General features: G+C 43.0%; 1 pseudogene. It reads left to right on the top strand.

What is annotated here, in order from left to right:
* Window positions 1–8,388: pseudogene (locus tag BCU68_RS08080) on the top strand (tandem-95 repeat protein); the annotation flags it as partial.

Below are 8,388 nucleotides of genomic sequence, written 5' to 3'. Positions count from 1 at the left end.
TGAGCTATCCGTTGAAGGGGTTAACTACTCTGGCACGGATGGTATACTGACAGATAACGGTAATGGTACTTACAGCTTTGCACCAAACGAAAACTTCAACGGCGACGTTGAGTTCAGTTTCGATGTCTCAGATGGAACGGACATTGTTTCTGCAACGGTTGATGTCAATGTTACTCCGGTCGATGATGCTCCAACGGTAGAAGGTAGCCTATCTTATACCATCAATGAAGATGGTCAGATAACTCTAAGTCAAGACCAGTTATTGGCTAATGTTACTGATGTGGAAGGTGATGATCTAACCGCTTCAAATCTATCGGTCAACGATAATGCAGCGGTGACGGTTAACGATGATGGTAGCTTTACCATTACCCCAGATGCAGATTGGAGCGGTGATATTGATATCCGTTTCGATGTTTCAGACGGTGATAACCTAGTCTCTTCAGGTGCTGATCTAACGGTTAACCCAGTTAACGACTTACCACAGCCACAAGACCAAGCGTTCACGGTTGAAGAAGATGGAATGCTGACCTTTACTGATGCTCACTTACTACAAGGAGCAACGGATATTGAGGGCGATAATCTATCGGTTGAAGGAATTAGCTACACAGGCAGCGATGGTATCTTGACCGACAATGGTAATGGTACCTATAGCTTTGCACCAAACGAAAACTTCAACGGTGATGTTGAGTTTAGCTTCGATGTCTCAGATGGAACGGACATTGCCACCGCAACGGTTGATGTCAATGTTACTCCGGTCGATGATGCTCCAACGGTAGAAGGTAGCCTAGCTTACACGGTCAACGAAGATGGTGAAATCACCCTAAGCCAAGAGCAGTTACTGTCTCAAGCGAAAGATGTGGAAGGCGATGACCTAACCGCGTCGAATCTATCAATTAGTGGCAATGCAACGGTAAGTGAAAATGAAGACGGTAGCTTTACGATAGTTCCGGATGCAGACTGGAGTGGTGACATTGATATCCGCTTCGATGTCTCAGACGGTGATAATCTAGTCTCTTCAGGTGCAGATCTAACGGTTAACCCAGTCAATGACTTACCACAGCCACAAGACCAAGCGTTCACGGTTGAAGAAGATGGAATGCTGACCTTTACTGATGCTCACTTGCTACAAGGAGCAACAGATATTGAGGGCGATAATCTATCGGTTGAAGGAATTAGCTACACAGGCAGCGATGGTATCTTGACCGACAATGGTAATGGTACCTATAGCTTTGCACCAAACGAAAATTTCAACGGTGATGTTGAGTTCAGCTTCGATGTATCAGATGGAACGGACATTGCAACCGCAACAGTTGATGTCAATGTTACCCCAGTCGACGATGCTCCAACGGTAGAGGGAAGTCTATCTTACACGGTCAACGAAGATGGTGAAATCACCCTAAGCCAAGAGCAGTTACTGTCTCAAGCGAAAGATGTGGAAGGCGATGACCTAACCGCTTCAAACTTATCAATTAGTGGCAATGCAACGGTAAGTGAAAATGAAGACGGTAGCTTCACGATAGCTCCGGATGCAGATTGGAGTGGTGACATTGATATTCGCTTCGATGTCTCAGATGGTGATAATCTAGTCTCTTCAGGCGCTGATCTAACGGTTAATCCAGTTAATGACCTACCACAGCCGCAAGATCAGGCATTCACGATTCAAGAAGATGGAATGCTTACCTTTACTGATGCTCACTTACTGCAAGGAGCAACGGATATTGAGGGTGATAATCTATCGGTTGAAGGAATTAGCTACACAGGCAGCGATGGTATCTTGACCGACAATGGCGATGGCACGTACTCATTCGCACCGAATGAGAACTTCAACGGTGACGTTGAGTTCAGCTTCGATGTATCAGATGGAACGGACATTGCAACCGCAACGGTTGATGTCAATGTTACCCCAGTCGACGATGCTCCAACGGTAGAGGGAAGTCTATCTTATACCGTAAATGAAGATGGTGAAATCACCCTAAGCCAAGAGCAGTTACTGTCTCAAGCGAAAGATGTGGAAGGTGATGACCTAACGGCAAGTAACTTGTCAGTGGGTGATAACGCAACAGTCACCGTTAATGATGATGGCAGCTTCACCATTGTTCCAGATGCCGATTTCAATGGTGACATTGATATCAGCTTTGATATCTCAGATGGTGATAATGTTGTCTCTTCTGGTGCTGATCTGACGGTTAATCCAGTTAATGACTTACCACAACCGCAAGACCAAGCGTTTACCGTTGAAGAAGACGGTACATTAATCTTTACCGATGCTGACCTACTCACCGGTGCAACCGATATTGAAGGTGATGAGCTATCCGTTGAAGGGGTTAACTACTCTGGTACAGACGGGATCTTAACCGATAATGGTGATGGCACTTATAGTTTCGCACCGAATGAAAACTTCAACGGTGATGTTGAGTTTAGCTTCGACGTCTCAGATGGCACGGATACAGTAGCGGCGAATATCGACGTTTCAGTGACGGCAATTGATGATGCGCCAGTTTCGGGTGACCTGGCTTACACGGTCAACGAAGATGGCGAAATCACCCTAAGCCAAGAGCAGTTACTGTCTCAAGCGAAAGATGTGGAAGGCGATGACCTAACCGCGTCGAACCTATCGGTTGGCGATAATGCAACAGTTACTGCCAATCAGGATGGTAGCTTTACCATTGTTCCGGATGCCGACTTCAACGGTGATATAGACATCAGTTTCGATATCTCTGATGGCAACAGTGTCGTTCAAGCTGAGGCGGACTTAACGGTTAACCCAGTTAATGACTTACCACAGCCACAAGACCAAGCGTTTACCGTGGAAGAAGATGGCACCTTAGCTTCACCGATGCGGACCTATTCACTGGCGCCACCGATATTGAAGGCGATGAGCTAACCGTTGAAGGAGTGAACTACTCTGGCACCGACGGGATCTTAACCGACAATGGCGATGGCACGTACTCATTCGCACCGAATGAAAACTTCAATGGTGATGTTGAATTTAGCTTTGGGGTTAATGATGGTACCGAAACGGTTCCTGCTACTATTGATGTCAATGTCATCCCTGTTGATGATGCCCCAACGGTAGAAGGCAATCTTGCATACACGATTGATGAAGATGGACAAATCACTCTAAGTCAAGAGCAACTACTTTCTCAATCAAGTGATGTTGAAGGTGATGCTTTAACGGCAACCAACCTATCTGTTGATGGTAATGCTGAAGTTGTCGCTAATGATGATGGCAGCTTCACCATTGTTCCAGATGCGGATTTCAATGGTGACATTGATATCAGCTTTGATATTGCTGATGGTAGCAATGTTGTTCAAGGTTCTGCAGATTTAACGGTTAACCCTATCAATGATGCACCTGATGCGGGTGAAGAGATCTTTATCCAAGCAGAGGAAGATCAAACCGTTGGTGTGACGCTTCGTGAAGAACCAGTACTGCGTTTAGATCAAGCACCTGAAAATGGCATAATCCAAGCCAATATTGATGAGGAATGGGTTGATCTTGAGGTTGGTGTTGAAATTCCTGCGGATACTGAAGTTCGCTTTGTTGCTGATGAAGACGCAATAGCCAATAGTACCCACACCTCGCAAATTGGTACATTTGATGAAAATGCAACTCTTGATGATTGGGGAACCGAAGTTGACCCATATACTCGAGAGTTTGTTGATGGTGACTTAACTGTAACGGTTCAGAGTAACGATGACCCATTAGGTGCATGGAATGGTAATACTCACATAGGTCACGGTATTGGTGATACTGACAATAATGGCTTAAGTGGTGATGAAACACTAACCGTTACTGTTGAAGGGCAAGATATTAATGAAATCAGCTTTAACCTTGATGGTGTTGGTGGTTGGTTCATGGAAGAATCAAAACACTTCACCGAAGTTGAGATTAAAGCCTATAACTCTGATGGTGAATTGATTGATTCAATGACCTATCACAAAGAAGATAAGAGCAGTTTTGAAACTGATTATACGCTAACTACAGATGAGCCCGTTTCGTATTTTGAACTGGGTACGATTCAAGGTAATGGATCTTATGTTGTTCAGAATATGTCGGTATCACAAACCGTCTCAGATGAAGTTGTTTTCACATCAATAGGCGTAGATGGTACAGAAATCACAGAGACAGTGGACTTAAACCTTCACGCTGGTGATACAGATATTGATTTAACAGCTGATCTTCCAAATATTGAAATTGATACCGATGGAGCAAGCCAATTTGCTTCAATCGTAATTACAGAAGAGCAATTACTCGCACAAGCTTCAGATATTGATAGTGAGAACTTAGATATCCAGAACTTAGAGTTAGTCGGTGAAAACTCAGAACATGCGACATTAATCGATAATGGTGATGGTACTTGGACGGTTACTCCTGATGAAAACTGGCATGGTGAAATCGAGCTAGGTTATCAAGTAACTGATGGTGAGTTGACTGATGATAATATCATTAATATCAACTTTGAGTCGGTAAATGATGCGCCAATTATCTCGGGTCCTATTGTTCTATCTACCGATGAAGATACAGGCATTACCTTTAGTGCTGATGATCTGTTAGCTAATGCAAGCGATGTTGAGGGTGATGAACTTTCGATTAGTGATATTGCTTACAATGGTGATAATGGTGAACTACTCGATAATGGTGACGGCACCTTCACCTTCATGCCAAATGAGAACTTCAATGGCGATATTGATATTGACTATAAGGTATTCGATGGTGAGGCAGAGGTTGATACTCACCTCGATCTAACCGTCATACCAGTTAATGATATCCCAGTAGCGGGTGAGCCTCTGCATACTCAAATGCTAGAGAATGGCACCATAGTGATTGAAGCTAAGGATCTATTATCTGGTTCAAGTGATGTCGATGGCGATATCTTACATATTGAGAACCTTCTACTTGTCGACCAAAGCCAAGGTACATTGACCGATAATGGTGATAATACCTTTACGTTTGAACCAACAGAAAACTTCAGTGGTGATGTTAACTTAACCTTTGATATTAGTGATGGACAGGCAAGTGTACCAAGCACTGCAAGTATTGATGTTGAAATTGTCAATGAAGGTCCAGAGGTTAGTGCACCGGTAACAGCAAATGTTGATGAAGATGGTTCAATCACCTTAACGCAAGAAGATCTACTAAGTAATGCGAGTGATGTTGATGGCGATGGGCTTGAGGCAACGAACTTACAGACTAATGATCCAAATGCAACCATCGTTGAAAATGCAGATGGCAGCTTCACCATAACACCAAGTGAAGATTTCTTCGGCGATATTGACTTTACGTATGATGTGACAGATGCCATTGAGACCGTCGCAGCGGGTTTAGAGTTAACGGTTAACCCAATAAATGATGCACCAGATGTCCCTGATTTATCATTCACTACGGAGGATGGGGAATCGATAACTGTGACAGAGCAGGAACTATTAGCTCAAGCCACAGATGTAGAGGGGGATGACTTATCGGTTGTAGATTTAACAAGCTCAAACGACAGTGTAGCAGTGGTCGATAATGGCGATGGCACATACACACTAACGCCAGAACAAGGTTTCTTTGGTGATGTTGACTTAAGTTTTGATGTTAGTGATGGAACCGATATTGTATCCGCTAATATTGACCTTAAAGTTGAGTTTGTTAACGATGCACCTGAAGCCGATAGTGTTATAGCGGATGTTGATGAAGACGGCGTTATTCTCGTTACTCAAGAGATGCTGTTGGAAAATGCGAGCGATATGGATGGTGATAGTTTGCAGGCGGTTGGCTTACAAACGAACGATCCAAATGCAACGGTTGTTGATAATGGCGATGGGACTTTCAGTGTTACCCCATCAGAGAACTTTAATGGTGATATTCAGTTTAATTATGAAGTCACAGATGGCGAGTTAAGCACAGCAACAGAGCTTAATTTAACGGTTAATCCGGTTAATGATGCACCAGAAGCTGAAGATAAAGCTTATACGGTAGAAGAAGATGGCACGCTAACCTTTACCGATGAGCAGCTTCTCGTTGGAGCGACGGATATTGATGGTGACAACTTAACGGTTGAAAGTGTTAACTACCCTGGCACTGATGGTGTATTACAAGATAACGGTAACGGAACTTATACCTTCTCACCAAATGAAAACTTTAATGGTGACGTACAGTTTAGTTTTGATGTCTCTGACGGAACCGATACTGTCACGGCTGAAATAGATGTAAATGTGACAGCTGTGAATGATGCTCCAATCGCAGGTAATACAGCCTACACCATGGATGAAGATGGTGTGCTGGTGATGAATGAGACTCAAGTTCTAGCCAATATTACTGACGTTGAAGGGGATAACCTTGAAATTGTTGGGATGAATTATGATGGCAATGAAGGGGAACTTGTTGTTAATGGTGATGGCACCTGTACATTCACTCCTAATGAGAACTATTCTGGGCAGGTTACCTTTGAAACTATCGTAAGTGATGGAGAGAATGAAGTTGTAGCGACAACAACAATTGATGTTATGCCAGTCAATGATTTACCTGATGTTGAACCATCAAGTTATAGCATTGAAGAAGATGGCAGTATCTTACTAACCGAGGCAGACTTACTCGTTGGTGCTACTGATATTGAGGGCGATGACCTTTCGGTAACAGAGGTTAGCTATAGTGGTGATGATGGCGTTGTTACTGATAATGGTGATGGGACATATAGCTTTGTTCCAACAGAAAACTTTAGTGGTGATTTACAACTGAACTTTACCGTATCTGATGGTACTGATGAGGTTGAGCAGGTTATCGATGTCCATGTCGAGGCGGTTGCTGATGCGCCTGACTTAGTGATTACTGATGGTGATGGAACCAATGTTACAGATGAAGAAATATTAACAGTACCAGGTGGAACGGTTGAGCTTAATATTGCTGCTGGTTTGGTCGACCAAGATTTATCAGAAACACTGACGGTTGATATTGATGGTATTCCTGAAGGTTCAGTAATTCGTTATGACAATGAAGCGGTACTGAATGATCAAGATAATGGTATTACCAGTTTTAATGATACTGAGATAACCGTTACCTTTGAAGGCGAAACTGCTGGGTACCAAAATGCAGCGGGTTACTACAAAGTAGATGAAGACGGTAATATTACCGGTGTTGAACTGGTTTATGAAAATGCATCACAAGTTGGTGGTGGTGGTGATTTAGTCGCTGGGCAGGATTCATTTACTTTCCCAGTTGAAGAAGGAGAAAGCTTTAACTTATTCCTGATTCCAAATGGTTACAACAATAATGACTTTGATGCTATGCAGGACGGTACCTTTGAATTTAGGACCGAAGATGGTTCACCGGCTACGATGGATAGTGTTGACCCTCAATTAGTATTTGTTGATGCCGATGGTAATGAAACCGTTATTCAAAGTGAGTTTGGAGATACTATTTTCCATGGTGGTAGTAGTGCCGAGCTCAATCAAGATGGTATCGAGCATACAAAAACGACAGTTAATGAAGATGGCGAACTTGTCTATGGGTTTGAAGATCTTTATGGCGGTGGTGATGCAGACTACAGTGACTTTAATTTCACTATTGATGTCGGTGAAGTAAACAGTGGTATCTATAGTGGTGAAGTTACGGTTGGTGCTGATGGAAGTGTTGTGTTACCAACCACAGCGATTGAGCAAACCGTTCAATTAGAGCTACCTACTGATTTTGATGAGCAGCTAGAAATTGTTGTGACAGCAACAGCAACTGAGCTATCTAATGATGATTCAGAAAGTGTCTCACAAACTATTCACATTAACGCAACCGGTTCTCATATTGAGCACACACCAGAAGCACTACCTGTTGAAGCTGTTGTCGATGAAGATGGTTCAATAACCATTACCCAAGAAGATTTACTTGCAAATGCTAGAGATCTTGATGGTGATGATTTAACGGCAATTAACTTAACGACTGATGATGAAAATATCACACTAGTTGATAATGGTGATGGTACTTACACCTTAACACCAGATGCTGACTATAACGGTACGGTTAACTTTAGTTTTGATGTATCTGATGGCGATAATATCGTATCAACTAATCTTGAGCTTTCTGTTACTCCAGTTAATGATGCGCCAGAACCACAAGACCAAGCATTTACGGTTGAAGAAGATGGTATTGTTATATTCACTGATGCTGACTTATTAACTGGTGCTACGGATATTGAAGGTGATGATCTTTCAGTTGAAAGTGTTAATTACTCCGGAACTGATGGGATCTTAACTGATAACGGTAATGGTACTTACAGCTTCGCACCGAATGAGAACTTCAATGGTGAGGTTGATTTTAGCTTTGATGTATCAGATGGCACGGACACGGTTCCAGCCAACATTGATGTATCCGTCACGGCAGTGGATGATGCGCCAGTTTCAGGTGACCTGGCT

This window comes from Vibrio sp. 10N.286.49.B3 (assembly GCF_002873395.1).
Taxonomy (GTDB): Bacteria; Pseudomonadota; Gammaproteobacteria; order Enterobacterales; family Vibrionaceae; genus Vibrio.
This window is presented reverse-complemented; position numbering and strand designations above follow the sequence as displayed.